Below are 887 nucleotides of genomic sequence, written 5' to 3'. Positions count from 1 at the left end.
ATAGAAGTTCAAAGGTGGTCTTGCGTTCAACAAGCGTCAGTAACACTGGGTCATCTGCACATTTTCTTCCAATCACCGTATCCATTTCCCAGTGCCCAAATTCTAATCGCTCCTCGACTGACTTTGGGCGATGTTCGATTGATGTACCAAGTACTCTTTTATTGCGTCGTTCCTTTCCTTTTGTGCTACGTGGTTTTCGATTAACCTTTTCTAATAGATCTATATTTTTGGTCTTCATGATGCCACTATCAATCCAATGGTAAAGTGTAGATGTACTCGGTAGGATCGATTCATGGTATAAGTTTTCTTCTCTTGCTTTATTAACGACGACATCTGGTGACCATTTCTCTTCAAGCATCTTTTTGTCTGCCCATTCGATAAACTTTGTGCCATCAATCCATTTAGGACGGCGGCCACAATTTTCACGATTTTCTTCATAAACTCTGAAGTTGACATCAGCGAAGTAGACTTCTTTCTCATAAAAATAGGCTTTACCATTCTGAATCTGCTTGTTTACTTGTAGTACTGTTCCTTTTTTAACATTATCATTGATCGTTTGTGGACTGCGTTCAAGCAAGCGTCCAATCTCACGGTGTGACAGTTCAATTTTTTTATACGCTTCAATTTGTTTCATTTCAGCATAGGTAAGGTGTGTTCCTTTGTGTGATTTTGTGATAGTATTTACTTGGGTCATGTGAATTCACTCCTTATATTGTTTGGTCGTACTTTCAATATAACATGAAATTCACATGACCTTTTATTTTAGGTGACTAACTTGATTATACAATCTCCCAAATAAATTGAGAATATATTTGCCTGCATTATTCATAACTTGATTTTTTATAGGTGATTTGCCCATTAAATTGCCAAAAGCGAATGCCAGTTAG

Annotated in this window: 1 protein-coding gene; it reads right to left on the bottom strand. The window is 37.1% G+C overall.

Annotation, left to right across the window (positions count from 1 at the left end):
• Positions 1-694 (bottom strand): IS30 family transposase (locus ABD814_RS00770; protein ID WP_344909454.1); only part of this gene is annotated, 694 nt, incomplete at its 3' end.
• Between the last annotated feature and the right edge of the window lie 193 nt (positions 695-887).

The organism is Amphibacillus indicireducens (genome assembly GCF_039539605.1).
Taxonomy (GTDB): domain Bacteria; phylum Bacillota; class Bacilli; order Bacillales; family Amphibacillaceae; genus Amphibacillus; species Amphibacillus indicireducens.
The sequence above is the reverse complement of the archived record's forward strand: the minus strand, read 5'-3'. Positions and strand labels throughout refer to the sequence as shown.